At 59.9% G+C, this 25385-nt stretch carries 27 protein-coding genes and 2 pseudogenes; 10 read left to right on the forward strand and 19 right to left on the reverse strand.

Annotation, left to right across the window (positions count from 1 at the left end; all coding sequences use genetic code 11):
* Window positions 1–136: 136 nt before the first annotated feature.
* The 4 genes from argE to ACIQV9_RS00860 all read right to left on the reverse strand — a co-directional run bounded on the left by argE (window position 137) and on the right by ACIQV9_RS00860 (window position 3869).
* Window positions 137–1288 carry an acetylornithine deacetylase gene (gene argE, locus ACIQV9_RS00845; protein ID WP_403096930.1) on the reverse strand — a complete coding sequence of 384 codons (1152 nt, stop codon included), beginning with the start codon at window positions 1286–1288 and terminating at the stop codon, window positions 137–139.
* Window positions 1285–1962 (reverse strand): DUF1028 domain-containing protein, encoded by a 678-nt coding sequence (locus tag ACIQV9_RS00850; protein ID WP_403096933.1) that lies wholly within the window; start codon window positions 1960–1962, stop codon window positions 1285–1287. Before ACIQV9_RS00850 ends, argE begins: the two co-directional genes overlap by 4 nt.
* Before the next feature lie 155 nt (window positions 1963–2117).
* Complete coding sequence (locus ACIQV9_RS00855; RefSeq protein WP_017338215.1) at window positions 2118–2534, reverse strand: RidA family protein; 417 nt, start codon at window positions 2532–2534, stop codon at window positions 2118–2120.
* 24 nt (window positions 2535–2558) lie between these two features.
* Window positions 2559–3869, reverse strand: a complete 1311-nt coding sequence (locus ACIQV9_RS00860) for a flavin-containing monooxygenase (RefSeq protein ID WP_403096937.1) — start codon at window positions 3867–3869, stop codon at window positions 2559–2561.
* A 269-nt stretch (window positions 3870–4138) separates the two neighbouring features.
* On the opposite strand from ACIQV9_RS00860, the gene ACIQV9_RS00865 reads away from it, so the two are divergent.
* Complete coding sequence (locus tag ACIQV9_RS00865) at window positions 4139–5122, forward strand: GlxA family transcriptional regulator (RefSeq protein ID WP_403097633.1); 984 nt, start codon at window positions 4139–4141, stop codon at window positions 5120–5122.
* 266 nt (window positions 5123–5388) lie between these two features.
* Here ACIQV9_RS00865 and ACIQV9_RS00870 read toward each other — a convergent pair whose 3' ends face one another.
* Window positions 5389–5877 carry a copper chaperone PCu(A)C gene (locus ACIQV9_RS00870; protein WP_403096940.1) on the reverse strand — a complete coding sequence of 163 codons (489 nt, stop codon included), beginning with the start codon at window positions 5875–5877 and terminating at the stop codon, window positions 5389–5391.
* Window positions 5877–6482, reverse strand: coding sequence for an SCO family protein (locus tag ACIQV9_RS00875; RefSeq protein ID WP_403096943.1), 606 nt, complete (start codon window positions 6480–6482; stop codon window positions 5877–5879). Before ACIQV9_RS00875 ends, ACIQV9_RS00870 begins: the two co-directional genes overlap by 1 nt.
* Window positions 6483–6810: 328 nt before the next feature.
* On the opposite strand from ACIQV9_RS00875, the gene ACIQV9_RS00880 reads away from it, so the two are divergent.
* Both ACIQV9_RS00880 and ACIQV9_RS00885 read left to right on the forward strand, forming a co-directional pair.
* Window positions 6811–7011: a YbdD/YjiX family protein gene (locus ACIQV9_RS00880; RefSeq protein ID WP_403096946.1), complete on the forward strand. Its 201-nt coding sequence runs from the start codon at window positions 6811–6813 to the stop codon at window positions 7009–7011.
* 192 nt (window positions 7012–7203) lie between these two features.
* Window positions 7204–8010: a hypothetical protein gene (locus ACIQV9_RS00885; protein WP_403096949.1), complete on the forward strand. Its 807-nt coding sequence runs from the start codon at window positions 7204–7206 to the stop codon at window positions 8008–8010.
* Window positions 8011–8050: 40 nt separating this feature from the next.
* Here the strand turns inward: ACIQV9_RS00885 and ACIQV9_RS00890 are convergent, their stop codons facing one another.
* The 4 genes from ACIQV9_RS00890 to ACIQV9_RS00905 all read right to left on the reverse strand — a co-directional run bounded on the left by ACIQV9_RS00890 (window position 8051) and on the right by ACIQV9_RS00905 (window position 11762).
* Window positions 8051–8794 (reverse strand): hypothetical protein, encoded by a 744-nt coding sequence (locus ACIQV9_RS00890; RefSeq protein ID WP_403096952.1) that lies wholly within the window; start codon window positions 8792–8794, stop codon window positions 8051–8053.
* A gap of 254 nt (window positions 8795–9048) precedes the next feature.
* Window positions 9049–9297 carry a hypothetical protein gene (locus ACIQV9_RS00895; protein ID WP_403096955.1) on the reverse strand — a complete coding sequence of 83 codons (249 nt, stop codon included), beginning with the start codon at window positions 9295–9297 and terminating at the stop codon, window positions 9049–9051.
* A gap of 189 nt (window positions 9298–9486) precedes the next feature.
* Window positions 9487–9912, reverse strand: a complete 426-nt coding sequence (locus ACIQV9_RS00900) for a hypothetical protein (protein WP_109629730.1) — start codon at window positions 9910–9912, stop codon at window positions 9487–9489.
* A 173-nt stretch (window positions 9913–10085) separates the two neighbouring features.
* Window positions 10086–11762 carry an MFS transporter gene (locus ACIQV9_RS00905; RefSeq protein WP_403096958.1) on the reverse strand — a complete coding sequence of 559 codons (1677 nt, stop codon included), beginning with the start codon at window positions 11760–11762 and terminating at the stop codon, window positions 10086–10088.
* 342 nt (window positions 11763–12104) lie between these two features.
* Here ACIQV9_RS00905 and ACIQV9_RS00910 point away from each other — a divergent pair.
* Window positions 12105–12769: pseudogene (locus tag ACIQV9_RS00910) on the forward strand (ATPase).
* 490 nt (window positions 12770–13259) lie between these two features.
* Here the strand turns inward: ACIQV9_RS00910 and ACIQV9_RS00915 are convergent.
* A pseudogene (locus ACIQV9_RS00915) lies at window positions 13260–13388 on the reverse strand (serine hydrolase); the annotation flags it as partial.
* 115 nt (window positions 13389–13503) lie between these two features.
* Here ACIQV9_RS00915 and ACIQV9_RS00920 point away from each other — a divergent pair.
* On the forward strand, window positions 13504–14292 hold the full coding sequence (locus tag ACIQV9_RS00920) for a DeoR/GlpR family DNA-binding transcription regulator (RefSeq protein WP_403096960.1): 789 nt from the start codon (window positions 13504–13506) through the stop codon (window positions 14290–14292).
* Between the two features lie 30 nt (window positions 14293–14322).
* On the opposite strand, the gene yghX is transcribed toward ACIQV9_RS00920, so the two are convergent.
* From yghX to ACIQV9_RS00935, 3 genes are read right to left on the reverse strand one after another with little or no spacing between them, the layout of a single operon-like run.
* A complete protein-coding gene (gene yghX, locus ACIQV9_RS00925; RefSeq protein ID WP_403096962.1) occupies window positions 14323–15210 on the reverse strand; it encodes a YghX family hydrolase in 888 nt (295 codons plus the stop codon).
* Between the two features lie 59 nt (window positions 15211–15269).
* A complete protein-coding gene (locus ACIQV9_RS00930) occupies window positions 15270–15533 on the reverse strand; it encodes a hypothetical protein (RefSeq protein WP_403096964.1) in 264 nt (87 codons plus the stop codon).
* Complete coding sequence (locus ACIQV9_RS00935; protein ID WP_403096966.1) at window positions 15493–17256, reverse strand: L-lactate permease; 1764 nt, start codon at window positions 17254–17256, stop codon at window positions 15493–15495. Before ACIQV9_RS00935 ends, ACIQV9_RS00930 begins: the two co-directional genes overlap by 41 nt.
* A 207-nt stretch (window positions 17257–17463) precedes the next feature.
* On the opposite strand from ACIQV9_RS00935, the gene ACIQV9_RS00940 reads away from it, so the two are divergent.
* Window positions 17464–17700: a hypothetical protein gene (locus ACIQV9_RS00940; protein ID WP_403096969.1), complete on the forward strand. Its 237-nt coding sequence runs from the start codon at window positions 17464–17466 to the stop codon at window positions 17698–17700.
* 31 nt (window positions 17701–17731) lie between these two features.
* On the opposite strand, the gene ACIQV9_RS00945 is transcribed toward ACIQV9_RS00940, so the two are convergent.
* Window positions 17732–18583 (reverse strand): CAP domain-containing protein, encoded by an 852-nt coding sequence (locus tag ACIQV9_RS00945; RefSeq protein WP_403096973.1) that lies wholly within the window; start codon window positions 18581–18583, stop codon window positions 17732–17734.
* Window positions 18584–18748: 165 nt separating this feature from the next.
* Here ACIQV9_RS00945 and ACIQV9_RS00950 point away from each other — a divergent pair, with 165 nt between their 5' ends.
* A complete protein-coding gene (locus ACIQV9_RS00950) occupies window positions 18749–19369 on the forward strand; it encodes a cell wall hydrolase (protein WP_403096975.1) in 621 nt (206 codons plus the stop codon).
* A 156-nt stretch (window positions 19370–19525) separates the two neighbouring features.
* On the opposite strand, the gene ACIQV9_RS00955 is transcribed toward ACIQV9_RS00950, so the two are convergent.
* The 4 genes from ACIQV9_RS00955 to ACIQV9_RS00970 are packed head-to-tail and all read right to left on the reverse strand — an operon-like array spanning window position 19526 to window position 21727.
* Entirely contained in the window at window positions 19526–20224 is a 699-nt protein-coding gene (locus ACIQV9_RS00955; protein WP_403096978.1) for a dienelactone hydrolase family protein, read from the reverse strand.
* A 36-nt stretch (window positions 20225–20260) separates the two neighbouring features.
* Complete coding sequence (locus ACIQV9_RS00960; RefSeq protein WP_403096981.1) at window positions 20261–20884, reverse strand: glutathione S-transferase family protein; 624 nt, start codon at window positions 20882–20884, stop codon at window positions 20261–20263.
* Between the two features lie 51 nt (window positions 20885–20935).
* A complete protein-coding gene (locus ACIQV9_RS00965; protein ID WP_403096983.1) occupies window positions 20936–21451 on the reverse strand; it encodes a DoxX family protein in 516 nt (171 codons plus the stop codon).
* Window positions 21452–21508: 57 nt separating this feature from the next.
* On the reverse strand, window positions 21509–21727 hold the full coding sequence (locus ACIQV9_RS00970) for a hypothetical protein (protein WP_403096985.1): 219 nt from the start codon (window positions 21725–21727) through the stop codon (window positions 21509–21511).
* A gap of 316 nt (window positions 21728–22043) precedes the next feature.
* Between ACIQV9_RS00970 and glsB the strand changes: the two genes are divergently transcribed.
* From glsB to ACIQV9_RS00985, 3 genes are all read left to right on the forward strand, one after another.
* Complete coding sequence (gene glsB / locus ACIQV9_RS00975) at window positions 22044–22952, forward strand: glutaminase B (protein WP_403096987.1); 909 nt, start codon at window positions 22044–22046, stop codon at window positions 22950–22952.
* An 84-nt stretch (window positions 22953–23036) separates the two neighbouring features.
* Window positions 23037–24539 carry an aldehyde dehydrogenase family protein gene (locus ACIQV9_RS00980; protein WP_403096989.1) on the forward strand — a complete coding sequence of 501 codons (1503 nt, stop codon included), beginning with the start codon at window positions 23037–23039 and terminating at the stop codon, window positions 24537–24539.
* Between the two features lie 75 nt (window positions 24540–24614).
* On the forward strand, window positions 24615–24962 hold the full coding sequence (locus ACIQV9_RS00985) for a BON domain-containing protein (protein ID WP_403096992.1): 348 nt from the start codon (window positions 24615–24617) through the stop codon (window positions 24960–24962).
* Window positions 24963–25385 lie beyond the last annotated feature (423 nt).

Raw genomic sequence — 25385 nt, forward strand, 5'->3', positions numbered from 1 at the left:
GTGGGGAGATGGAAGCAGGATTGCTCGCGATGGGGCTGTCAGTTCAATCAGCTTTGGCTGTAAGGGCCTCATCGCGAGCAAGTCGAATCGTCGCACCGCCGCTCCCACAGGGATTTTTGGGTGTTCGAAATCTTTGCTATTCAGTGATCGATAGCAGCATCCGTTGCAGCATGGCATCGCAGGCGGTGAGTTGTTCGAGGCTGACGAATTCGTCGGGTTTGTGACCCTGGTCCATGCTGCCGGGTCCGCAAACGACGGTGGGGATACCGGCGGCGTGGAACAGGCCGCCCTCGGTGCCGAAGGCCACGGTGCCGAATGCTCGGGAGCCGCAGAACATGGCGATCAACTCAGCCGCTTCGCTGTGCGCATCAGTCGCTAATCCGGGATACGCCGACAACTGGCTGAATCGAATTTCGCTCTGTTCACTCACGGCACGCATGCGCGGCAACACCTGTTGCTCGGCATAGGCCTTCAACGCCTGCGCCACTTCACCCGGATCATGCGAGGGCAACGCGCGGATTTCGAAGTCGAAGCGGCAATCGGCGGGGACGATGTTCAATGCTTTACCACCGCAAATCACTCCGGTTTGCACGGTACTGAATGGCGGATCGAACCGCGCATCGTGATGCTCGGGCGCCTTGAGTCGGTTGCCGATCCGCCCCAGTTCACCGATCAGTTCAGCGGCGTATTCGATGGCGTTGACGCCAAGCGGTGCATACGCCGAATGGCACGCTTCGCCGTGAATATCACAGCGCATTGCCAGTTTCCCTTTGTGGCCGAGCACCGGTTTGAGTTCGGTCGGCTCACCGATAATGCACAGCATCGGTTTGACCGGGCGCTGCTCCAACTCCGCCAGCAACGAGCGCACGCCAAGGCAGCCGACTTCCTCATCGTAAGACAGCGCAATGTGCACGGGCAGTCGCAACCGGGCGTTCACCAGCGACGGAACAAGGGCGAGTACGCAAGCGATGTAGCCTTTCATGTCCGCCGTGCCGCGCCCGAACAATTTTCCATCGCGCTCCGTGAGTTCAAACGGCGCAACAGTCCACGGCTGGCCGTCGACGGGCACCACGTCGGTGTGTCCCGACAGCACGATGCCCGGCCGATCCGCCGGGCCAATGGTCGCGAACAGATTGGCCTTGCTGCGCTGCTCGTTGTAGACCAGTTCGCAAGGCACGTCGAAACCCGCGAGGTAGTCGCGGACGAACTCGATCAGGTGCAGGTTGGATTCGCGGCTCGTGGTGTCGAAGGCCACCAGGGTTTTCAGCAAATCGCGCCTGCTGCTCATCGGTCGTCTCCAGCGACGCCGTAGCCAGGGGATCTGTCGGGGGCGAGGGCGCGGTCGATGTAGTCCTGAACTTGTGGACGATAAGCGTCCCAGAGTTTTTCCAGCTGGCCGATCGGATTTTCGTCCGCCCAATCGACCCGCAGATTGATGATCGGCCAGGTCAGTTCACCGACCACCACCATCGCCGCCGAATGCACCGGCCCGGCTTCGCCGCCTGCGGCGATGGCGGCTTTCATGGCGGCGAGCAAGCGGTCGGCGAGTTGGCCTTCGCCGTGCTCGAACGCTTCGACCATGGCCTCGATGACCGACCGGTCGGCAAGCATGTTGCCGGCGGCGACGCATTGTTCACCGCAGACGGCGTTGTGGTTACCCAGGGTCTGCGCGCCGCTGAAATGCGCGGTCTGGCCGAGGTGGTCGATGGCAGTGATCTGGCGGTATTGGCTGTAGCCGTTGCGGGTCAACCCCTTGTCCAGCGCTTCGGCGGGCGCCAGGCCTTGCTCCATCAGGGCGAGGACTTCCGGGCCTAATGACGGCAGGGTGATGTTTTGTGTGGAGACCGCGCCGACACCCGGCAGCAGCCAGGGGCAACGGGCGCCGACGGCGATGCTGGAGGAACTGATCGCGATGCCGAACTGACCGGTTTCGGGGCAACGGGCGGCGATGGAGAAGGTCATGGGTTTTGCTCCTTGGTGGCCTTGGCAAATGAGGTGTCTGTGCGGACCTCATCGCGAGCAGGCTCGCTCCTACAGATGATCGGGGTCGTGCATGAAATCGAGATCTACCGTAGGAGCGAAGCTTGCTCGCGAAGGCCGCGACTCGGTCTACTTCTTTACTCAGGAATCACCGCAATCACATCAATCTCCATCAACCACTGCGGCTGTCCGAGCGCTGAAACCACCAGGCCAGTAGAAATCGGAAACACGCCTTTGAGCCACTTCCCGACTTCCTGATACACCGGCTCGCGATACCGCGGGTCAATCAAATACGTCGTGGTTTTCACGATATGGCTGAGGTCGCTGCCAGCCTCTTCCAGTAACTGCTTGACGTTGCGCATGGCTTGTTCGGCCTGGGCACGCGGGTCACCCAGACCCACCAGCCTGCCCTCGAAATCAGTCCCGACCTGACCGCGAACATAAACGGTATTACCGGCGCGGACTGCCTGGCACAGGTCGTTGTCCAGGCTCTGGTTCGGGTAGGTTTCCTTGGTGTTGAACATGCGAATACGGGTGTGGGTTGGCGTGGACATTTTTAGCTCCTGACAGAAAAAGGCTTAGGCACTGACCGTGGTTTTAAGGGCGGCCGGGGCCTGTTCAGCCTTGCGTTGCGCCGCATCGTGGTAGTCGAGATAAGAGCGCTGAATGGCGATGTGATCTGCCACGTACTTGGCGTCATGCCAGACACCCCAGATGAACGACGACCCGCGACGGGACTGCCACGGCAGGCCGAGGAAATACACGCCAGCCTCGCTTGACACGCCGCGCTGATGCTGGGGCTTGCCGTTGGCGTCGAAGGCATCGACCTTGAGCCAGCTGTAATCCGTGGCAAAACCGGTGGCCCAAATGATCGAGGTCACGCCGGCCTTGGCCAAGTCGAGTTCAAGAATCGGGTTCGTCACGCACTCTGGATCGGGGAAGGTATGGCGCGCTTCCGGTTCTTCCGGCAGGTCCAGGCCATTGCGTTCGATGTAGGCATCGGCGGCATTCAGCAGCGCCAGATAGTTCTCATCGCCACGCGCCAGGTTGTCGGCCAGGTTCGGCTGGAACGTCGCCACGCCACCGTTGAACGATTGGGTCAAACCCACCAGCGTCATGCCGCGATGGGCGAGCCCACGGAAGTCCACCGTGCGCCCGCCATGGGCGCCGCTGACTGCGATGGTCACGTGCTCGCGACCCGGTTTCATCGCCGCCTGATCCCATTCCCCCAGTACACCCAGCCACCAGCAGAAATCACGGTTGCGGTAAGCGCGAGGAGGGCGGTCGTGAGCACCGACCGAGAGGTAAACCTTCTTCCCGGCACGCTGCAATTCATCGGCAATCTGCACGCCGGACGAACCCGCGCCGACCACCAGCACCGCGCCTTCAGGCAATTGCGCCGGGTTGCGGTAGTCGGCCGAGTGGATCTGCATGAAAGGCTGATCTTTCGGCGCAATCGGCGGGATGACCGGACGCTGGAAAGGCCCGGTGGCGGCCACGACGCGGTTGGCTTCAATCACACCTTCCGAGGTCTCAATGGTGAAGCCCGGGCGACCGACATTGCGCTCGACATTCAGTACGTCCACGCCAGTGCGGATCGGGGCATTGAACTTCTTGGCGTAGGCTTCGAAGTAATCGGCGACGCGTTCTTTCGGGGCAAATTCGTCGGGACTGAGGTCGTCAAAATCGAGACCGGGAAAGCGGTCGTGCCACGCCGGACCATTCGCCACCAGCGAATCCCAGCGCCCGGTGCGCCAGCGCTCGGCAATACGGTTGCGCTCCAGCACCAGGTGCGGCACCCCGAGTTTGCTCAAGTGTTCACTCATGGCCACGCCAGCCTGACCGGCGCCAACAATCAGCGTATCCGTTTTTATTTTTTCAGTGGTCATCTCAATACCCTTCGAAGTTGGAGTGAGGTCGCGAACGGCCTGCCATTTCTTGGGCTCAAGACTAGGGATGACCCTGGTATCGGTAAAATATTATTAAGCTGGCATTTGAGTATAAATAACTGAGGCAGAGCCCTCTCTGGCGCTCGAGTGGATACGCCGCAGTGGCGCTGCGGGTTAACATGGCGCTTTATCAACGCACCAGACAACCGGTTCGGTAACGTAATGGAGTGGGTCGAGCATTGATCGAACGACGCCAATTCAGCGGAGGCATGAAGGGCAAAAACCTTCGCTATCTGAATGAACACCCTGATGGGACCCGGCAAACGGTCCGCGCAGGCTTTCTGCTGCTCGAACATTTCTCGCTGCCGGCGTTTACCCAGGCGTTGGATACGGTGGTTACGGCGAATTTGCTAAGACCTGATTCGTTCTCTTCCGGCACATTCGGTTTGAACGACGGCGAAGTCGTCAGCGATCTGGGCCTGGTCATTCGGCCCGATGCCCGTATCGATTGTGCCGCGGTCAAAGCGCTGGACCTGCTGGTGATCTGCGGCGGCTACCGGACAGAACTGAAGGCCAGCGAAGGCTTGATCAGTCTGTTGCGCACGGCATCGGACCAGGGTGTCAGCCTGGCCGGGCTGTGGAACGGTGCATGGTTTTTGGGGAAGGCCGGTTTGCTGGAGGGTTACCGTTGCGCGATTCACCCCGAACATCGCCCCGCGCTCGCCGATTTCTGCAAGGCGACGCAGGTCAGCAGCGAGCCCTACATCATCGATCGAGACCGTCTGACGGCGTCCAGTCCTTCCGGAGCCTTCCACATGGCGCTGGACTGGATCAAAGGCCTTTACGGCAAAGCGCTTGTCGAGGGGATCGAGGACATTCTGGCGTTCGAGGAGTCGCGCTACCGGCGTATCAAACCGACGGAAAATGTCTGTGTGAGTGCGCCATTGCGCGAGGTGGTGAAGTTGATGGATGCCAACCTCGAAGAGCCGCTGGAGTTGGAGCAACTGGCGGTTTACGCCGGCCGTTCGCGGCGACAACTCGAGCGTTTGTTCAAGGAGCAACTGGGCACCACGCCGCAGCGGTATTACATGGAGCTGCGAATTACCGAAGCGCGGCGGCTGCTGCAGCATACGGAGCTGTCCCAGGTGGACGTGCTGGTAGCGTGTGGCTTTGTGTCGCCGAGCCATTTCAGCAAGTGCTACAGCTCGTATTTCGGCTACAGGCCTTCCAAGGAAAAGCGACTCGTTAAATAAGAGTCGCTCGCCCTGAAAAACTGTGATGCCGTCTAACGAAGACAATGTTCAGCCGAGCATAAACCTGTGAGGAGGGGCTTTTGTGGCGAGGGGATTTATCCCCGTTCGGCTGCGAAGCAGTCGTAAATCCGGACAACTCGGTCTGTCTGAACGGACGCTGGGGGCCGCTTCGCAGCCCAACGGGGATAAATCCCCTCGCCACAAGTGACCCCCCACAAAAACCCCGTCAGGGCAGACATGTGGATGCCCGCACTGGGTGAACAGCGTTAATGCATCTTGCTGTGATCAACCATGCCAAGTGCCCGAGCTTCGGCTTCCACCTTAATCGTCTCTTTCTCGCCCTTGGCGCCTTCCACAGTCAGGATCAGCGGGACTTTATCGCCTTCCTTAACCTGCGTCGTCAGGTCCATCAGCATCACGTGGTAGCCGTGGGGATCAAAGCTCACCGGCTTGCCGGCCGGCAGCGCGACGGACTCGACCTGACGCATGCTCATCACATCGTCTTTCATGCTGGATTGGTGGATTTGAACGGTTTTGGCGATAGGCGATTGCACGCTGAGCAGCTTGCTGTCGCTGTCGGCTTGCAGGGTCATGAAGGCGCCGGTCGACTGCTGGCCGGCAACGGTCGCGCGAACCCAGGCGTCGTCCACTTTTGTTTGCGCCGATACCTGCCAGGCCATGCCGATCAGGGCGCATCCCAGGACCGCTTGTTTTACACGTCGCGAGAAAGCGGTGTTTGCGAGGATCGAATTCATTAGCAGACTTCCATGACGGTGAGCAGGTCTTCTGCGCACTCTTGAGCCGTAAGGGACGCGGACAGCCCCAGGCGCAAGTTGCCCCGGGAGTCGAAGACGTAGCTGGTCGCGGTGTGGGAAAGGGTGTAGGTCGAACCGCTCGGGATCTTTTCGAAGAATACGCCGAACTCCTTGGCGGTGGCGGCGGTTTCTTCCAGCGTGCCGTGCAGCGCCTCGAAACTCGGGTCGAACGTTTTGACGTAGGCGTCGAGCATTTGCGGCGTGTCGCGTTCCGGGTCGAGGGTGATGAAGATCACCTGCAGCTTCTCGCCGTCGCGGCCCATCAGTTTTTTGGCTTGCGCTGCGCGGGCCAGGGTCGTGGGGCAGACCGCCGGGCATTGGGTAAAACCGAAGAACACCATCGGCATCAGGCCGCGATAACTGGTGAGCATCTTCGTTTCGCCCTGGGCATCTTTGAGCTTGAAGGTACGTCCCATGATCTTGTCGCTGAGGTCTTTGCCGTACTTGAACGACAACTTGGGGCTGTCATCGCAGCCGGCGAGCAGGCCAAGACTCAACAAGCCCATACCGCGCAGGACCGTGCGACGGGTAAACAACGTACTCATGGAAAAGCATTCCTGTGTTGCGACGGGAAATCTGTAGCGCCTGATGAGTCAGACGAAAAAAGCGCGTGGATATTAACAAACTGTGGCCGTGCTTCGCTCATTGTTGGACGAGGGGCGGGTTTGGTACAGCATCAGAAGCTGCAGAAAACTACGGATCAGAGTTGGACCTGTAGGAGCCAGGCTTGCCGGCGAAGGCGCTCTCAAGTACGCCTTCGCCGCCAAGCCTGGCTCCTACAGGTTCCGATACATATCTCGGCCGAACGGACACATTCCAGATACATAAGTGCGCTTTCATGGGCGCGTCCCCCATCACAATGAGAGCGTTGCCATGTTCCGTAAACTGCAGCAAGCCGCCCGCGTCCTCCGCCAGAGCGCACGTTTGATGGTCGGCGTCCCCGATTACGACAACTATGTCGCTCAGATGGCGCTTAAACACCCGGACGAGCCGGTGATGAGCCATTCGGCGTTTCTTCGTGAGCGTCAGGAAGCCCGCTACGGCGGCAAGCAATGCACGACGCGTTGCTGCTGAACGCCGCCGGGAATGCGCTGATCACCACAATCTCCTCGCCATTGCGTAACGGCTGCTAAGCTTCGACGTTGCAGCGTCCTAGCCTTCTTGGAATCGGGCGTTGCGCGTGGCCATGGAGTACGACTTCAGTATCAATATCCACTTCTAACAGGGGTGGCGAGCGATTGTCGGTAACCTGCAAGGAGGCAGGCAATGGTGATCAAGCACGTAGGCCATTCGAGTGCCGAGGGTGTTCCCGAGCCACTCGATCGCGAAGAGATAGAGCGGGTGCTGGCGTTGTTGCTGGCCAGTCCGGTGTTTGCCAAGTCCAGGCGCATGGGCAGTTTGCTGCGTTTCCTGGTCGATCACGATCTGCAATTTTCCGACACCCCGCTCACCGAGCATGCCATCGGCATTGCGGTGTTCCGCCGTGATCCGGCGGTTTACTGCACGGGCGACGATCCAGTGGTGCGCGTCCAGGTGGGCCGGTTGCGGCGCAAGCTCGCGACGCATTACGCCACCTTGGGGCAGCAAGACCCGGTCCGTCTGAGCATACCGGCCGGTTGTTATCGGCTGGCTTACCAGCGGCTCAGGCCTAAAAGCACCTCGACTCGCCATCCTGTCCTGCAGATTCAGCCGTTTACCTGCATCACCCGCGACGGCGATGACTTTACCCGGGGCTTGTGCGAAGAGCTGAGCTGCCGGCTGTTCGAGTCGTTCGAGCAGACGCAAAGCAATGGTAACCATGTGTTGATGAAGGTGCCGCGAAGCAGCATTAAGGCACTGGACGCTGTTCGGGCCGGGCGCGGTAACTATTCCCTTGAGGGCAGCGTACGGGTGGAACCGAGCCGTGTCCGGACGTCGGTGCGCCTGATTGATGTCGCTCAGGGGCGGATCCGCTGGTCCGAGCAGTTCGATCGCAATCGACCTTATGGCATCGCGACTCAGGAAGATCTGGCGGAGTCGATCTGTCGGTCGTTGACGGGCTATTTTGCCCGGGGCGGCGGTGATGTTTCCTGAGTAGAAGGGGCAACCGCGGGGTTGCCCCTCGATGCGACGATTACACGGTTTTCCATGCACCGTCTTCGTAGAGACGGGTTGCATCGTTAACGACCGTCAGGTCGATTTCGATCGCCTTGGACCGCGACGTGCTGAACATGGTGCTGGTCTGCACGTTCTGTTCGAACCACACGAGAATGGTCTCGACAGGGGTCAAGACGGTATTGCCGGTGACCACCTGGTTGGTGGCAACGTAGATCGGCGTGCTGACCTGCTTGCCGTCGATACCGACCGACAACTGGTTGATGCCGGGGTGGATCGGACCGTATTCGTTATCCAGAGTGATGGAGATGTCAGGGCCGCCGGTCACCGCATTACCCAGCAAGCCTTCCGGGCTGAGGATCGATTGTTGTCCCAGGCCGATCGTGACGATGTTGGTCGACACCTTCACCGTCACGTCAGCCTGAAAAGTATTGGACCCGAAGAGCTGGTATTGCGGGGTCCAGCTGAAGCCATTGTTGCTCAGGTACTTGTCATAGGACTGCCAGACAACGTTATAGGCTTCGTTACCGACTTTCTTGGCGAAGCACAACTTGTAGCCTGACTGCTTGAGCAGCGTCAGGTCATCGGGTGCGATTTCGATCGTGACGGACTTTTGAGTGGCCGCCAGGGTCGATGTCAACACCTTGCTATAGTCCGACGTTTTCAGAGCCGTGGGGGCAAGACTCTGGAACGATTTGAGGGCCTCTTGCACATCATTGTGAAGTTGCAGAGCTTGCTTGCTTACTGCGCTCGACTTACTCATGGCTTTCCTCTTCCTTGGTTGTGTTAGGCAATCAATGGGCAGCGGGCAGTGAATCCGACAAGTGATCGGGCAGCACCCTCTAAACACATTGACGGCTTCACAGTAGGCGCAGGATCGAGGGCGGCGAAGTGTCTTGGCGTTACAGCGGGGAGGGCGGTTTAACCGGCGAGGTAACAGTCTGCGTAACCGGGTTGTATCAAGGGGATCTGTGAGTTGAAACAGTGGGGCGGCCGTTCGACCGCCCCACCGTGGCCTCATGCCGCCGGGCTACTCACCTTCGCGTCGGCCCAGACGAAGTTCCAGCTGGTCCGTTTGCCCTTGGCAATCTCGATCAGCTTGTTCTCATACACAGTGTGATTGACCGTGCCGGTGTAGGTCAGCTTCCGGGCCGCGTTGGTCCCGGTGACTTCCCCGGGTTTGCCGCCAGATTCAGTCATGGCCTTTTTCATATCGGCTTCCGACGGGGCGCTGCTCTGGTTTTTTTCAACGGTTACGAAACTCATGGTGTCACCTCTTCCGTGATGGGGGGATCGGCGGAAAGCCGGGTCGAGACGTTCTCGACCCGGCCAACACACCGAAGCCAATACTCTATTGGCCTGCCGGGCACCGCAGAAGTGACAACTCGGTCGGTAAGGTAACAACGCGGATACAGCGAATGGCGAGATGTAACGGCTACGTATCAGCCAGCGACATCACTTCGCTTTCCAGTGACCACCGCCCGATTCGCAATCAATTTTCGATTGGTTCAAGTGTTCCGCGCCGTAGTAATACGTAGTGACTTGGGCGTTGTCGGGAATATTCAGCGACTTGCTGTTCTTGTCCTTGCTGGTGGAGTGAGGGTTGGCCAGGGATTCCTGGGTCAGCGTCGCGATGCAGGTGGCCTGGTAATGGTCGTCGCACTGTTCGACTTTTTTCTTGGTGCTGCTGAGCATCTCCTTGCTCTCGTTGCTGCATGACCAATCGATGGCGTTCACCGGCATGCCTTCGTACTCATAACAGCTATGGGACTCGACCACCGGAACGGAAGGGCTTTGGGATCGGGTCAGGACGTCACAGCCTTCAGCGAATACCAGCGTGGGGCTCAGGCTGGCGAGCAGAAACAGCAATCTACGGTTCATCGGGATTTCCTCTCCAATGGCGCTGCTCATGATCAAAGATCGGCGCTTATAGGGTTTCGAAAACACGATGAGGCGTGGGGTTCAATTCGTTTTTGAGCTGCTGCGGCATTTGATCCATCACCGCGCGATAAAAAGGATTGCCCTCTCGCTCACGAGAGGGCAAGTGTCCGGCTTTATGTGTGATGAATCTCCCGATCCTTGGTTTCCGGCATGAAGAATATGCCCAGAACGGCGGTCATCACAGCGATGACAATCGGGTACCAGAGGCCGTAGTAGATATCACCCGTGGCCGCGACCATGGCGAATGCCACCGTCGGCAGGAAACCGCCGAACCAGCCGTTGCCGATGTGGTAGGGCAGCGACATCGAGGTGTAGCGGATGCGCGCCGGGAACAGTTCCACCAGCCAGGCAGCGATCGGGCCGTAGACCATGGTCACGTAGATCACGAGGATGGTCAGAAGTAGCAGCACCATCGGGTAGTTGGTCTTGGCCGGGTCGGCTTTCTCGGGGTAACCGGCCTCTTTGAGTGAGGTGCCAAGGTTGGCGACGAAGGCGTCGTTCTTGGCCTTGAAGTCGGCGGCCGGCATGCCGGTGCCCTCGAAGCTCTGGATCACCTTGTCGCCGATGCGCACTTGCGCGACGGTGCCCGGTTCGGCTTTCTCGTTCTTGTAGGGGATGGCCCGCTTCGCCAGCACGGTCTTGGCGAGGTCGCAGGAACTGGTGAATTTGGCCTTGCCCACCGGGTCGAACTGGAACGAGCACTGGTCGGGATCGGCGATCACCGTGACCGGGTTCTTCTCCTGCGCGACGAACACGTCGGGGTTTCCGTATTGGGTCAACGCATGGAAGATCGGGAAGTAGGTCAGCGCCGCGATGATGCAGCCGGCCATGATGATGCCCTTGCGGCCGATGCGATCGGACAGGCTGCCGAAAATGACGAAAAACGGCGTGCCGATAAGCAACGATCCGGCGATCAGCAAGTTGGCGGTCTGTGCGTCGATCTTCAGTGTTTGCAGGAGGAAGAACAGCGCATAGAACTGCCCGGTGTACCAGACGACCGCCTGGCCGGCCGTACCGCCTAGCAGGGCCATGATCACGATTTTCAGGTTGTCCCAGCGGGCGAAGGATTCGGTCAGCGGCGCCTTGGAGGACTTGCCCTCAGCCTTCATTTTCAGGAACACCGGCGACTCGCTGAGCTGCAAGCGGATGTACACCGAGACAATCAGCAGCAGGATCGACAGCAGGAACGGAATCCGCCAGCCCCAGGCCTCGAAGGCTTCGTTGCCGAGGATCGTCCGGCAAGCAAGGATCACCAGCAGTGAAAGGAAGAGGCCCAGGGTCGCGGTGGTTTGAATCCACGAGGTGAAATAACCGCGCTTGCCTTTCGGCGCATGCTCCGCGACGTAGGTCGCCGCGCCGCCGTATTCGCCGCCCAGCGCCAGGCCTTGCAACAGGCGCAAGGTGATCAGGATGATCGGCGCCGCCACGCCGATGGTCGCGTAGCCGGGCAGAAAACCGACGATGGCGGTGGAAATGCCCATGATCACAATGGTGATGAGGAAGGTGTGCTTGCGCCCGATCATGTCGCCCAGTCGACCGAACACGATGGCGCCGAAGGGGCGCACCGCGAAGCCGGCGGCGAACGCGAGCAGCGCGAAGATGAAGGACGTTGTCTCATTGACGCCGGCGAAGAAGTGCTTGGCGATGATCGCTGCCAGGGAGCCATACAGATAAAAGTCGTACCACTCGAACACAGTGCCCAGGGACGAGGCAAAAATGACCTTGCGCTCTTCCTTGGTGATGCCGTGGTGGGGCGCGCTGCCCGTGGAGGTGTTGTCGATTGCGGCCATGAGTCTTCTCCGTCGTTCTTGTTATAGGCCGGAGTACCTCATTACCTCTTTGCCGCACCCAGGCCCTTGGGCTGATGTCGTCGGATTACGGATTGCGCGAAGCATGCACACAGGTTGACGGCCTCGCATCGCTGCAAGGTTTCCTGAAGCATAATCGGCTTCGCGCAGATATCCACTCGCCATCACGTTCAACCTCAGGAACAGGCGCTGAGTTAACCCTGACGCCTCACTTCGCACCCATTCGTTTAATCAATAATCACCATCAAGGAATGCAAGTTCTGTTTTTTTGTCATGAGAGGAGGATAGCGTCATACCAAAGTCGCCTCTGAAGGAACCTGCGCGATGAGAATCTCTAACTTGCTGGCCCTTGTCGCCGTATTGACCGGCAGTGTTGCCGCCACCGTGCCGGCCTGGCCGCCCCGTCCTGCCATTTCCTGCCGATGGCCGACAGCACCGCCAGCTTGCAGCACACTCAATCGGTGGGCGTGCTCTACAGCGAAAACACCCTTAACACGATCCAATACCTTGAGCAGTACCATTCTGTCGCGCTGAACGGGGCGAAGAATCCTGCGCTGGATTCGCGCATCAGCAACGCCTTCGTCAACAGTTCCGATCCTGTACTTGCGATCAACTGGCTGATGGGCTCGCTGCAAAAACAATTCGCCTCCGTAACGGTCTACGACAGTCTCGACGCCCTGGTGCAAGCCCATCCCGATGTGGTGGTGATGCTGGACACCTACAGCCGCCTGGTGTCCAAGCGCAACAACCAGGTCGAAGCGCGATTCCTGGCCAAGTTCTACGACTCGAACCTGCAATACATTGGTGAGGCTGAAGGCTCACGTGAACAGCAGATGCCTTCGGTCTGGGTTCATGGCAAAGCCGCCAGGGAAATTGCTGCGCAGATTGACCAGCAAAATGCGGTGCAGCTGAATGCGTTGAAGCAGTTTGATGCGTCGTTGAAGGCGTTGGTGACGGCTGGAAAAGGGGCGCGAGTAGCGAGCAACTGACGCACAGTCAAAGTGATCCATGTATCCGCCATCCCTTGCCACAATGTATTGGTGAACTCCATGCATAGATGTCTGACCGCCCCCTCGCCACAGCACTTTATGATCTCCACACATTGGCCTGACCGACCCCGTACCTGTGGCGAGGGGGGTTACCCCCGTTCGGCTGCGCAGCAGTCGTGAATCCAGTGCACGCGATTTGCCTGAATGAACGCGGTTGCAGGTTTTTGGGGCCGCTACGCGACCCAACGGGGGCAAGCCCCCTCGCCACACGGTATTGTGAATTCCCACACATCGAGGTCTGACGGCCCCCTTTGTAAGGCAGGCTGGCCAGATGATTTTCAGACTTATTCAAGTACCGCGCTTATCAAGTGACGCATGACCTCGGCCTCTACGGCGCCTTCGTTGCCACTTTCATCAAAAACCGCGCAACTCGCCGTGCGGCTGCCATCAACGCAGCGTTAGACCGCAACGACGCTGCCCGGTCCGGCTCCAATCCATCACGCACCAGCGAAAGCGCTGCGGCGGCGAGTACCGTCTTGGTGAAACTCCACCACGGCACGGTGACGTCGGGCGGGTCAGGCGTGAGGAGTGAACCGTTTGAGACAAGGGCGAGATGCATGGGCTGACTGCTCTGGAGGGAGACGCCCGGGGAGTTTGCCAGAAAACAAAACCGCGATTGTGTTTGCGCAACGGTTTGGCTAATCTCGCACAAACACGCAAAGTCAGGCATAAACATGCAAGATCAGCATTCGGCAACCGAGTTTCCTTCCGTTCGGCGACAGAAAATCCTCTTGATCCTCGAGCGCGACGGCAAGGTCATGGCCTCGGAACTGAGCCAGCATTTCGCCGTTTCGGAAGATACCATTCGCCGCGACCTGTCGGAGTTGCACAGCGCCGGTCTGGTACAGCGCGTGCACGGCGGCGCGCTGCCTCGTCCCAAGGACACCGGCAAGGATTTCTTCACCCGCGTCGGGGAAACCGATGAAGTGAAAACCCACCTGGCGCAACTCGCTTCACGCCGCGTGCAAAACGGCCAGATTGTGATGTTCGATTCCGGCAGCACCACGCTGCAGATCGCGCGATCGCTGCCTGCGGATATTTGCATCACGGCTATTACGGCGTCGCCGATGATTGCGATCACGTTGGCTGAGTACAGAGGCATCAAGGTGATTCTGGCCGGTGGCCAACTCAATCCGGCGACGATGTCTGCCAGCGGGCATGAAACCTTGCGCCTGATTCAGGGCATCAAGGCGGATCTGCTGTTCACCGGGGTTTGCGCGATTCACCCGGACGTGGGCATCAGCTCGCTGCATTTTGATGAAGTGCCGGTGAAGCAGGCGTTGTTCGACAGCGCTTCCCACGTGGTAGCCGTGACCACGGCCGACAAACTCGGTGCGGTTGAGCCTTTCGTGGTCGCGCCGTGCAACCGCGTGCATACGCTGATTACCGAGCAGCACGTGGCGTCGGGCGATGTCGGGGATTACCGGAAACTGGGAATTGAAGTGGTGCAGGCCGACGCGTGAAGCCAAGCCTGCACACCAAGGCAGCCAACCCTAAACCAGGTATTTGTTGAACCAGGCCACAGTCCTGTCCCACGCGAGTTTCGCCGCGGCTTCATCGTAGCGAGGCGTGGAGTCGTTATGAAAACCATGATTGCAGCCTGCGTAAATGTAGGCCTCGTAGGTCTTGCCTGAGGCTTTCAGCGCTTTTTCATACGCCGGCCATCCTTCGTTGATGCCCTTGTCCAGTTCACCGTAATGCAGCAGCAGCGGTGCCTTGATTTTCGGCACATCTTCGGCCTTGGGCTGACGGCCATAAAAGGGCACGGCCGCCGCCAGTTCCGGGTAAGCCACAGCGGCGGCATTTGAGACGCCGCCGCCATAGCAGAACCCGGTAATGCCGACTTTCCCCGTGGTCTTGTCGTTTTTCATCAACCAGTCAATGGCGGCGAAAAAGTCATTCATCAGCTTTTCCGGATCGACAGTCGCTTGCAACTCCTTGCCTTTTTCATCGTTGCCGGGATAGCCGCCCACCGAACTCAGGCCATCGGGGGCGAGCGCAATAAACCCCGCCTTGGCGACGCGCCGGGCGACGTCCTCGATGTAAGGATTGAGCCCACGGTTTTCATGCACCACCAGCACCGCCGGCACCTTGCCGGTGGCTTTGGCCGGGCGCACCAGATAGCCGCGAACATTGCCGTGGCCCTTGGGCGATGGATAGGAAATGTACTCAGGGAGGATGTCCGGGTCGGTAAATTCAACCTGCTCGGCGAGCGCGTAGTTCGGGCTCAGGGCGGCGAGGAGGGCACTGGCCGTTAATCCGCCCAGGGTGAACAGCGCCGCTCGATCAAGAAACTCGCGCCGGTTGATCTTGCCGTGGGCGTAGTAGTCGTAGAGCTCCAGCAGTTCCGGGGCGAAGTCTTTGGCGGTGAGACGTTCCATGGGCGCGATTCCCGTTGGTTCAGGATCTGAATCAGTAAAGCAGTGTTTGGCGCACTGACTCAGTTTTCGAAACAGGACGCCAAAAAACCCATCACCGCCTGCACCGACGGGGTGTGCCGGACGTCGCTGTGGACCACCAGCCACACTTCACGCGCCAGCCCCGCGCCCACGGTCGCCTGGATGTTCAAATCATTGCTGCGCAGCAGGGTCGGCCGATCACCCGCTTGTTGCTTGAGCCAGACGGGATTATCGGCCTCGCGCCGCGACAGCGAAGCGTTGTGTCTAATGCCCGCCCACCACCATGCTGCTGAACGGCGCCACATAAGCCTGCAACGTCACCAATCCACCGACCAGAATCGCCAGCACAATCGAGTGGAAGAACACATAACGCAGAATCTCCCCTTCATGCCCATACCAGCGAGTCGCCGTGGACGCGACCACGATCGACTGGGCGTCGACCATCTTGCCCATGACCCCGCCGGAACTGTTGGCCGCCGCCATCAGCACCGGGCTGATCCCCAGTTGCTCGGCGGTCACTCGTTGCAAGCCGCCGAACAGCACGTTAGAGGCGGTGTCCGAGCCGGTCAGCGCCACGCCGAGCCAGCCGAGGAGGGTGCCGAACATGGGGTAGAAAATGCCGGTCGCGGCGAAGGCCAGGCCCATGGTGGCGTCGAGGCCCGAGTAGCGGGTGAGGAAGCCGAGCGCGAGCATCGCCACAATCGTGATGAGTGAGTAACGCACCACCCACAGCGTTCGCAGGTATTGGCGTGCCAGTTGCGGGATGGAATAGCCCATCAGCAGGCCGCCGACGATCGCCGCGAGGAGGATGCCGCTGCCGGTGCTGGTCAACCAGGTGAACTTGTAGACCGCTTCCTCGGTTTTTGCCGCGGGAACCACGGGTGGCACCTTCTCGATCTGCTGGTGAATGGTGGTGAAGGTCACGACCGGGGCGAAGATCGGGTTGGCTTCGCGCATCGGTTTGCCCTGTGGGTCGAGCTTGGCCGAGTTGGTGGCCGGATCAATCGCCGGGCGGGTGTCGAACATGTTTTTGAAGCCCTGGGTGCCCCAGGCGAACACGAAGACTGTGAGGATGATCCACGGCATCCACGCGCGCATCACCGCCGGTTTCGCATCGCTGGCAAAGGCCCCGCTGGCCTCGGGTTTTTGCTGATGCTCCTCGTCGATTTTCGAGTTGTCGACGCGCCCGGACAGGGCGGCGGAGGTGTGGATCGTGGCCGGTTTCCAGACCTTGAGGAAACCGGTCAGGCACGCCATGGAGATCAGCGCGGCAATCACGTCCACCAGCATCGGCCCGTGGTAGTTGGACACCAGGAACTGCGGCACGGCGAAGCTGACCCCGGCGACCAGGATGGCCGGCCAGATTTCCAGCATCTTGCGCCAGCCGGCAAAGGCCCAGATCAACCAGAACGGCACGAGCACCGAGAAGAACGGCAGCTGCCGGCCGACCATCATCGACAGCTCCATTTCATCCAGGCCGGTGACCTTGGCCAGCGTGATGATGGGCGTACCCAGAGCACCGAACGCCACGGGCGCGGTGTTGGCAATCAACGCCAGGCCGGAGGCGGCCAGCGGCGAGAAGCCCAGCCCGATCAGAATCGCCCCGGTCACCGCCACCGGCGTGCCGAACCCGGCAGCCCCTTCGAAGAAGGCGCCGAAGCAGAAGGCAATCAGCAGCAGTTGCAGGCGTCGATCGTCAGTAATGCGCGCAAGGGAATCCTGCAACACTTTGAACGAACCGTTCTCGGTGGTCAGCCGATGCAGGAAGATGATGTTGAGCACAATCCAGCCAATCGGCAGCAGGCCGTTGGCGGCGCCGTAAAGTGCCGCCGAGCCGGCCATGTCCGCGGGCATGCCGAAGGCAAAGATTGCGATCAACAAAGCCGAGCCAAGGGCCAGCAAGGCCGCCAGATGCGCCTTGATATGGAAAAACGCCAGGGATGCCAGCATGACCACCACCGGCACTGCCGCCATGATGGTTGAAAGCACCGGGTTACCGAAGGGATCGTAGATTTGCTGCCAGACCATGTTCCACCTCTGCTTTTTATTGTTGGTAGTGCAGTCCCCAGGCGGGGTTGGTGGAATGGAGTATAGGTGGCATTACGCCGCTGTCCTGTAAGGTTGGTCGGCGTTAATACCTTGTATCAGTGCCCGTCATTGTCCCGGTCGAACTTCTACTACGCTCAGAAAGAATGACTGCAAACCCTGTCTATTCACCACGAGAGGGAGACAGCGATGACTGAACGGCATGAGGAACACAAGGAAACGCTTTCCAACGGATGCAGGATCGAGGTGAAAGCCGAGATATTGAGGGACGGCTCCCTGAAGATGTTCATCGGTGTTTATCGGCCGGACGGCTCGATCATCAAAGAGGACAATGAACCACGTCCGCATCTATTGGACATGGAAGACGCCATGGCGTGGGCAATCAAAAAAGCCAAAGCCATCGGCGATAGTCAGCATACGTTGTAAGAGCGGTGAACCACCGCTCTGACCATCGCCCTTATTGCGTACCGAACATGGCTGTCCAGTAAATCCCGGCGTCACTCTTTGGATCAACCGCATAGGCCGCGCCCAGTTCGCGGAATTTCGGGTTCATCAGGTTGGCGCAATGACCGGGGCTGGCCAGCCAGCCATCGACGACCTTGCGCGGAGTGTCTTGCCCGGCGGCGATGTTCTCGCCGACTTCCTGATAGTTGTAACCCGCCAGTTCTGCGCGATCCCCCGGGGTGCGGTCGTCGCGGCCCTTGTGGTCGAAGAAATTGTTATTGGCCATGGACCGGGTATGTTCCTGGGCTGCGGTCGCCAGTGTTGCGTTCCAGGCCAGCGGTGTGGTCGCGGCAAACGGTTGACCGCCGCACTGGCGGGGTTGGGTACGCGCGGCGTTGAGCATTTCCAGGAGCTTCTGGCCTTCAACCGCAGCGTCGCCAAGGCGCGCGGTCAATAGCGGTCGCGCCAGCACAATGCGCCAGTCGCGTCCCTCGTGGCTGACACCGACGTCGACGAACTGTGAATCCAGCACCACCTGGCAAAAGCTCTCCTTGATCGCCGTGATGGCGGACTGCGCATCACGCGGCCCGGACATGGTAATCGCCTGCACGTTGACCATCGGGTACGACGCCCGGGCCATGGCCTGCTGCAAATCGACGGGCCCGCTGGCCGATAACACCAGACGCGGATCGCTCGTCAGCGGTGGCAATTCCGGTGACACCTGACTGCCGCAACGCTGCACCTGACTGCGGTAAGCGTTGATTGACTCGACCAGTTGCGTCTCTTCGGTCGCCATGGCACTGGCGGCGAATACCAGCCCCAGCGGCAACACGGCAAAACGCACAGCGGATGACAGGACGCGCATGGAATTCTCCCTTGAATTGACTGCGCCCATGATGCGCGATTCCACCCCATGCCGCGCAATGCCTTTTTGCGCTTTGTTGCCAGCGATTGACATGATTTGGCTACTACACTGAAGCCAAGTCGCCAGACGGGCGCTTCCCTCGACGCCACACAGAGTGTCTCCATCATGTCCTTCAAATGGTCCGTTGCGTTTCTCGTGGTTACCCTTGTCGCAGGCCAGGTTATTGCCGACGACCAGCAGCAAAAAAAAGAAGTGGCTGAAGACAAGGCCCAAGTGCTTGAGCACAAGGCCGCAGAGAAGGGCGGCGATCTGCCCGTACCGAAATCCGAAGCGATCACTCAGTCCGAAGTCCAGGCCGTCGACCCGGCCGGCAAGTCCCCGCTGGACGACGCGATTACCTGCATGGCCCGCTCCATCTACTGGGAAGCCAAAGGCAAAGACACCGCCGAAATGGAAGCAGTCGCCAACGTGGTGATGAACCGCCTCGGCCACGCCGGTTTCCCCGACACCGTGTGCGCGGTGGTCAAGCAAGGCTCCGAAACCAAGAGCTGCCAGTTTTCGTGGTGGTGCGATGGGAAATCGGACACGGTCCAGGAAGAAACCCAATATGCCCTCGCCAAGGAAATCGCGCGCAAGGCGCTGAACAAACAGCTGTCGGACCGCACCGGTGGCGCGATGTATTTTCATGACCGCACGGTGAAACCGGACTGGTCCAGGGCGTACACCAAAACCTTTGAAACCAAGATGTTCCGGTTTTACAAACCGCATGATGGATCGGCGAAGTAGGGGGGGAACCACGTCGAATATCGCCTTGCGAAGGAGTGACGCAGCTTTCTCAGAAGAGGTAGAGAAGGGTTGCAATGACCACAACGGGGCCATCACAGGCAGAAAAAAGGCACCTTCATTGTTTGATAAAGGTGCCTTTTGCGTTGGCGTCAGGCTTTACAGCTCCTGCCCCAAAAAGATCAACGTATTGCCATGCGCTTCAGCCGCTGCACGCTGGTTGTAACTGTCGCGATGCGAGCAGTTGAAACCATGTTCCGCTTCCGGGTACACGACAATTTCCACGTTGTCATTGTTCTCGAAACGCTCGGCGATTTTTTCCACGGCTTCCAGTGAAATGTGGCTGTCCTGTTCACCGAAGTGCATCAGCAACGGCACCTCGATTTCATCGGCGCGGTCCAGATGATTCTGGATCCCGCCGCCGTAGTAGGCGACGGCTACATCCACCAGGCCATTGGTGGCGGTGAGGTAGGACAGCAAGCCGCCAAAGCAGTAACCGATGGAAGCAATGCCGCCGTCCAGACCAGGTTGCGCATCCAGCGCGTCGATGGCCAGTTTGATGTCGGCCTGTGCCTTGTCGATGTCGGTGGCGTTCATCAGCTCGACGGCGCGTTTCCAGCCGGCTTCGTCGTAAGTCAGTTCGATCCGGTGGCCGTTGCGCCAGAACAGGTCCGGTGCAATCACCAGGTAACCATCGGCGGCGTATTGCTCCGCGACCGAGCGGATGTGTTCATTCACGCCGAAGATCTCCTGGATCAGCACGATCCCCGGACCTTTGCGGGTATGCGGAATGGCCAGGTAAGCGCCGAATGTGCCTTCGTCGCTGTCGATCTCGATCCATTGGGTGGTCACGCTCATGGTGGCTCCTGTCTACACAAGTGAGAGGGATGTAGCTTACTGCGGTGGTGTGGCCTGAAAGCTTGGCAGTGCCTGAATCCGTTTCCACCAGTCATCGAAGCCGTTGACGGCAAACACCTGCGGTGCATCCGGCGTCATCGCCATGTAAGCACAGGCAGGTGCCAGGTAAAAGTCACCCAGGCTTGGATCCTGGCCGGCGACGAAAGGATCGGAGCCTTTGATTTTCATCAATTCACGCAGGACCATTTTCGAGGTCTCGATGCCTTTGCGACGGGATTCTTCGTTCTTCCCACCGATGAAATCGGGGAACAAGTGATAGCCGAACACCGAGCCTAGCGCACCGTAGCCATAAGAATCATAAATTCCCATGACCATATGTGTGCGGGCACGGTCGTGGGCATTGTCGGGAGTCAGGGAAGGGCCCGGCAGGACTTCGTCCAGATAGGCCACGATCGCGTCGGTTTCAATGATGCGGAAACCGTCGTGATCGATGACCGGCACCTTGCCGAATGGATGGCGTGCCAGGTGTTCGGGCAAGTGCGGTTCGCCTTTCATCACATTGACCTGCAACTGGTCGAAATCCGCACCTTTTTCCGCAAGCAACATCTTCACTGTGCGCACATACGTACTGCCGTCAAAACCGTAGAGAGTGAGGCTCATGGCGAATGCTCCGTGTTTATGGGAGTGGAGGACGCGCCGGGCTCTGGTCGGTCAACGGTTATGGCGACGCCAGAAGAATCGAGCCAACAGTGCATCCAGGCTGAGCTTGCCGGCACCCGAGAGCAACAACGGCATAAGGGCGGCGAGGTAGATCAGCGGCAGTTTGAAGTTGCCGTGACCCTTGTTGCTGATGGCGTAACCCTGAGCAAGCTCACTCAATGTAGACCAATCGGCCGGCCAGTGAACGGCGGCGGTCGCGACGATGGTGACGACGATCAGAATAATGGCCGACACCCGCGTTCCGAGACCCACCAGGATGGCCAGGGCGCAAATCAGCTCGGCCCACATCGACAGTTCCCAGTTCAGCGTGGCCGGCACGTGGTTGAACGGAAACGGGAAAGCGTCCTGGATGTCGGCGAACCAGTTCTCGCCGTTCCATTTTTCCAGGCCCGACTCGAAGAATTCCCAGGCGATGAACAACCGCAGCGTCAAAGGCGCGAGCCAGCTGCCGGCACGGTCGAGGTTCAGGTGCAGGCCTTTGACGGCCGATGAAAGTGAGGTGTTCATGAGCTTGATCTCCGTTCAGTCAGGTGTGCGGGGCAGTAATTGCCCCGCGGCAATGAATTACTCGCCGGAACCGCACTTGCCTTCGCCACATTTGCCTTCACCACATTTGCCTTCAGCAGGCTTTTCCGCGGTGTCGGCCTGGACCTGGCTGTAGCCGTGGGCCAGTTGTTTCATGCTGAACGCCTCGGATTCCGAAGCCGAAGCCACGTTGGACAGAGCCAGGCCGCCTGCGATGACCAGGCCGAGGGTGAGGGAGGAAGTCGAGAGCTTGAACATGGTGATACTCCGTAGCATTGAGTGAGTTGAGCGCTTTGATCGGCTTGGCCGATCGACAGGCACAGTTCATCAAGCGGGTGTATCTGCGATGTGTCGTTGGTGCGGGGTTTTATGGATGGGGTGTGTCACAAGGGCGTCTGTACACACTCCGATACACAGGCACCATCGCATCCCTGTGGGAGCGGGCAAGCCCGCTCCCACAGGGATGTTGGTGATTTTGAGGGAGGTGTTTAAGCAATCTGTGATCCAGCGCCAGCCAATAGCGTCTAGCCTCCGTGTCCCCGCAATCCCACGGGGCGAGACTTCGGAACCCGGCATGCAAGCGCTGTTGAACGAGATCCTTGACGCTGTCCGGCCGCTGATCGGTCAGGGCAAGGTGGCTGACTACATTCCCGCCCTCGGCACGGTGCCGGCCAATCAGTTGGGCATTGCCGTGTATGGCAACGATGGCGAGTTGTATTGCGCGGGCGATGCCGAGACACCGTTCTCGGTGCAGAGCATTTCCAAGGTGTTCAGCCTGGTGCAGGCCATCGATCACTCCGGCGAAGCGATCTGGGAGCGCCTCGGTCATGAGCCCTCCGGTCAGCCGTTCAACTCGCTGGTGCAGCTGGAATTCGAGCGCGGCCGCCCGCGCAATCCGTTCATCAACGCCGGCGCCCTGGTGATCTGCGACATCAACCAGTCACGCTTCGCCGCGCCGGCGTTGTCGATGCGCGACTTTGTCCGTCGGCTGTCCGGCAACCCGCAGGTCATGGTGGACGGCAAGGTCGCCGAATCCGAATACCAGCACCGCGCGCGCAACGCGGCCATGGCGTACCTGATGCAATCCTTCGGCAACTTTCACAACGACGTCGAGGCCGTGCTGCGCAGCTACTTCAGCCATTGCGCGCTGCGCATGAATTGCGTGGACCTGGCCCGGGCGTTTTGCTTCCTGGCCAACGACGGGTTCTGCAAACACAGCGGCGAACAGATCCTCACCGCCCGCCAGACCCAGCAAGTCAACTCGATCATGGCCACCAGCGGGCTGTACGACGAAGCCGGCAACTTCGCCTACCGCGTCGGCTTGCCGGGCAAAAGCGGTGTGGGCGGGGGGATTGTCGCGGTGGTGCCGGGGCAGTTCACAGTGTGCGTCTGGTCCCCGGAACTGAATGCCGCCGGCAACTCGCTGGCCGGCATGGCGGCGCTGGAACTGCTGAGCCAGCGGATTGGCTGGTCGGTGTTCTGAGGCGTTCGGACCGGCGCGGTTAATGACGCTCCGTGGATTTTCCTATACATTTTCCAGCCGCCCCCTGCATGGTGAAACCGCTTCATGTCTCTTGCGCTCGAACGTCTAGTCGCTGGCACGCCGATCCCTTTTGCCGGTAATCGTGTCACTGTCGTCAGCCCCGAACTGGCCGCGCGCTTTCAGCCCGGGGACCACCTGTTGGTGGAACAGGTCAGCGGCGAGTTGTTGCTGATTCCGGTGGCTGACCAGCAAGCGGCGGCCGTCGCCATCGAGCGCGCGGAAGCGGCGTTCACTGCGCTGTCCAGCGTCTCCGATCAGGCGATCAGCGCGTTCTTCGATCTCTTCGCCCAACGTCTGGAAAACCTGGATTGCTGGGCGTTGATCGAGGCTGCGAACCTGGCTGACATCGAACGCGCCAAAGCCCGTGGACGATCCACCACACGGCTGCTGGCCGATGAGCGCATGCGTCGCGACATGATCGCCGGGCTGCGCGCCTGGCGCGATGCGTCGGCGACTCGCGGCAAGGTCATCAGTTGCGTCGAGCACGACGGCTGGAAAGTCGAGCAAGTGGTGTCGCCGCTGGGCATCGTCGCGTTTGTGTTCGAAGGCCGGCCGAATGTGTTCGCCGATGCCGCCGGTGTGTTACGCACCGGCAACACCGCCGTGCTACGCATTGGCAGCGATGCGTTGGGCACCGCTCAGGCCATCGTCACTCACGCGCTGAACCCGGCCCTCAGCGACGCCGGTTTGCCGACCGGCGCGGTGTCCTTGGTGGAAAGCGTCAATCACGCCGCCGGATGGGCGATGTTCGCCGATCGGCGTTTGTCCCTGGCCGTAGCCCGAGGTTCGGGTCGCGCGGTCAGTCAACTGGGCAGCATCGCCCAACAGGCCGGCACCGCCGTCAGCCTGCACGGCACCGGTGGCGCCTGGCTGATCGCCGACCAAGACGCTGACGCCCAGCGCTTTGCCGCCGTGGTGCGCAATTCCTTGGACCGTAAGGTCTGCAACACCCTGAATGTCTGCCTGATCCAGCGCGACCGCGCCGCTGAACTGGTGCCGTTGTTCCTCGACGCGCTCAAGCAGGCCGGCACCGCTCGGGGCCAGGGCTGCAAGTTGCATATCGTCGAGGGCAGCGAGCCGTGGTTGCCGACTGAATGGCAGACCGGCAGCGTTGAGGTGTATCGCGCCGAAGGCTACCAGACCGAAGCGCTGGCCGAACCGTTGCCCGAGGATCAGTTGGGCCGCGAGTGGGAATGGGAAGAGACCCCGGAAGTCAGCCTCAAGATCGTTGACGACCTGGACAGCGCCATCGCCTTGTTCAATCGCTACAGCCCGCAATTTACCGTGTCGCTGATCAGCGAAGACGGGGCGGCGCATGAGCGTTTCTACAACGCGGTCAACGCACCGTTTGTGGGCAACGGGATTACCCGCTGGGTCGACGGCCAATATGCGCTGAACAAGCCTGAACTGGGGCTTTCGAACTGGGAGAGCGGTCGCCTGTTTGCCCGCAGCGCCATTCTTTCGGGAGACGGGGTGTTCACCATTCGCAGTCGCATGACCCAGACGGATCTGTCGGTCAAACGCTGAGCATTCCTGGCACAGGCAACGATCGCACTATAATTAAGGTGTGTTTGCGTCTGTGTCTTGAGTGAGGGCTGCGTCATGAAACTTCATTCTTTTCGGAATTACTCCCACGAGCTGGAAACGGTCGTGCACGACACGTGGATTACCGCCAGGGTTAAATCTGCCCTGACCAGGGCCGAGTCGGCCCTTGGCATGAATATCCATGTCAAAACCCATGCGGGCACGGTCTCGCTGAGCGGTCGCGTCAACACGCACCGCCAGTGTGAACAGGTGGTTGCACTGGCCCGCACGGTCCCGGGTGTCGTCGAAATCGATGCCCGGGACTTGCTGACCCACGTGTTCACGCCGGGCAGTAATCCAGTTCCGCCCAACGCCGAAGAAACCACCGAGCGTCGGCCATCATCGTCAGATCAGGACGACCACTGATCAGGGCGACCTTGTGAGCGCAGCGCTCCCGTGAACCGGGAGCGCCTCGGCGCAGGCATTTCAGCTCAAGCAACAATGGATTGCGGTTTTTGGGTACGTATCGTCGGTGTGCCTGGGCGTTGCCGGGGTGCTGAAAGGCAAAGACGCCACGACCTGTCACCAGGTGGGTGGCAAGCGTAAAAACCAGCTGCTTGAAACTGGTGCCCGTTTCGTCGACTGGCCCGTGGGTGGTCGATGGCCGCCTCATCACTTCTAGCGGCCCCGGCACGGCAACGGCAGTCGCTTTCCTGCTGCTGGAACAGCTGAGCAGCGCCGCGAACGCTGCGCATATCCGGCAGAAAATGCGTTTCCCGACGCCGTCTCGCCAGTGGTATGAAACCCCTCAAGGGCCTTGATCCGGTACGCCCTTCATCTGCTCCGTAC

This window comes from Pseudomonas sp. NPDC099000 (assembly GCF_044759925.1).
In the GTDB taxonomy this organism is placed as follows: domain Bacteria; phylum Pseudomonadota; class Gammaproteobacteria; order Pseudomonadales; family Pseudomonadaceae; genus Aquipseudomonas.